Consider the following 2,422-nt stretch of genomic DNA (forward strand, 5'->3'; position numbering starts at 1 on the left):
ACCCTCGAGATCGACGGTGAGCACTACGTTATTGCGGGGGTCTACAGTGACTATGGCAATCCGGAGGGTCAGGCGATTCTGGGCGAGGCCGAGTTTCGCGACCGTTTCCCGGATGTGGTGGCGACGCGGTTCGGCCTCCGGACAGCAGACCCCGGAGGCCTGCGTCGGGACCTGACCGAGGACCTGGGCCTTTCTCCGGATGCGATCGTCGATCAGGCTGCGCTGAAAGCACTTTCCATGGAAATCTTTGAGCGCACTTTTACCGTAACCGCCGCGTTGAATGTTCTGACGCTGACTGTGGCGGGGTTCGCCATGCTGATGAGTCTGCTGACGCTGGCCGGTATGCGTCTGCCGCAGTTGGCACCGGTGTGGGCGCTCGGTCTGACGCGACGGCGGATGCGCGGGCTGGAACTGCTCCGCGCCCTGATGCTCGCCGCGCTGACCGCTCTGGTTGCCCTACCGCTCGGACTGGCGCTGGCCTGGGCGCTGCTGTCGGTAGTCAATGTTGAGGCGTTTGGCTGGAAGCTGCCGATGTATCTGTTCCCGGCGGATTACGCGCGGCTGGGGCTGCTTGCCTTGGTCGCAGCGGTTGCCGCAGCATGGTGGCCCGCGCGGCAATTGTCGCGTACGCCGCCGTCGCAATTGCTGAAGGTCTTCTCGAATGAGCGTTAGGATCGCCGCACTCCTGACACTGCTGCCCATGCTGGCAGCCGCGCAGGGCTTTGCCGGGCTCGGAACGACGGCGGACGGCTTTGCCACGCCGCAGCGCGGCACCACGCTCACATTTCCGGCCGACCACGCCGCGCACCCGGATTTCCGGATCGAGTGGTGGTATCTGACCTCCAATCTTTCGGCAGCGGACGGCACCGAGTACGGGCTGCAATGGACGCTGTTCCGCTCGGCGCTTGCGCCGGAGGCTGGTGAGGGCTTCGACACGCCGCAGCTCTGGATGGGACACGCAGCGGTGACCACGCCCGAAGATCACTATGTCGCCGAGAGGTTCGCGCGCGGCGGCGTCGGACAGGCCGGTGTCGAGACCGATCCCTTCGTCGCATGGATCGACGAATGGCAGCTTTCCGGTCTGACCGGGCCCGGCGTGCTGCGCGCCACGGGAGATGATTTCTCCTATGACATGCGGTTAAGCGCGCAGGGTCCGCTGGTGTTGCATGGCGACGAAGGCTACTCCGTCAAATCGGCTGAGGGGCAGGCGAGCTACTATTATTCGCAGCCGTTCTTCGACATCGCCGGGACGCTGAGCCTTCCCGAAGGCGATCTTGCCGTCAACGGCAGCGCCTGGCTGGACCGTGAATGGTCGTCGCAACCGCTATCGGAAAGCCAGACCGGCTGGGACTGGTTCTCGCTGGTATTTGAGAGCGGCGAGCGGATGATGGGATTTCTGCTGCGGCAGGAAGACGGCACCGCCTACACCTCGGCGACATGGATTGACCCGCAGGGCCGCGCGACGGCGCTGCCACCGGGCGCATTTCAGGCCGAGCCTTTGTCCGAAACGGAGGTGGCCAATCGCAGCGTGCCGACCCGTTGGGCCGTGCGGCTCCCGGATCATGACGTGGACATCACCGTCGAGGCGCTGAACCCGCAGGCATGGATGGCGACCTCGGTTCCCTATTGGGAGGGGCCGGTCACCGTGGATGGATCGCACAGCGGACGTGGCTACCTCGAGATGACGGGCTATTGATGCCGACCATCGTTTCGCCCGCGCTCAGGCTGCTTTAGAGAAACATCATGCAAATACAAATCCCCCTTTCGCGACAGCTTGTCCTTATCGGAGGCGGCCATACACACGCGCTTCTCTTGCGATCATGGGGGATGAACCCGTTGCCTGGTGTACAGGTAACAGTCATCAATCCCGGCGCGACGGCGCCTTATACCGGAATGCTGCCGGGCTATGTCGCGGGACATTACGATCGCGGCGATCTGGACATCGATCTGGTGCGGCTGGCCCGTTTTGCGGGCGCACGTCTGATCGCGGGCAAGGCCAGCGCGATCGACAGGGACAACCGGAGGATTACCGTCGACGACCGGCAGATTTCCTACGACGTGGTTTCGGTCGATATCGGCATCACCAGCGCGATGCCGGAAATTCCCGGCTTTGCCGAACACGGAATCCCGGCCAAACCGCTGGATCGGCTGGCGGCGGGATGGGACGGGTGGCGCAGCACGCAGGGCAAGGCGGAGGCCGCGGTCATCGGTGGTGGTGTCGGCGGGGTCGAGCTTGCGATGGCGATGGCCCACGCCCTGCGCAACGGCGGGCGAGACACGCGGATCACCGTTCTGGAAACCGAAGAGGTTCTGCGCGGTATCGGAGAGGCAGCCCGTGACAGGCTGCTGGCCGCGATGGCCGATCTCGGGGTCGAGATCGAAGAGAATGTCTCTGTGGCCGAAGTTCATGCCACGCATGTGA

Annotated in this window: 3 protein-coding genes; all 3 read left to right on the forward strand. The window is 64.3% G+C overall.

Annotated features, from left to right (window positions below; all coding sequences use genetic code 11):
- Positions 1 to 672 (forward strand): FtsX-like permease family protein (locus ACSHXH_RS19345; protein ID WP_435673435.1); only part of this gene is annotated, 672 nt, incomplete at its 5' end.
- Positions 662 to 1,696, forward strand: coding sequence for a lipocalin-like domain-containing protein (locus ACSHXH_RS19350; protein WP_435673436.1), 1,035 nt, complete (start codon positions 662 to 664; stop codon positions 1,694 to 1,696). The genes ACSHXH_RS19345 and ACSHXH_RS19350, both read left to right, overlap by 11 nt.
- A 131-nt stretch (positions 1,697 to 1,827) precedes the next feature.
- A partial coding sequence (locus ACSHXH_RS19355) for an FAD-dependent oxidoreductase (RefSeq protein WP_435673437.1) occupies positions 1,828 to 2,422 on the forward strand: 595 nt, incomplete at its 3' end.

The sequence above is a fragment of the Marivita sp. genome (genome assembly GCF_051251565.1).
Taxonomy (GTDB): Bacteria; Pseudomonadota; Alphaproteobacteria; order Rhodobacterales; family Rhodobacteraceae; genus Marivita.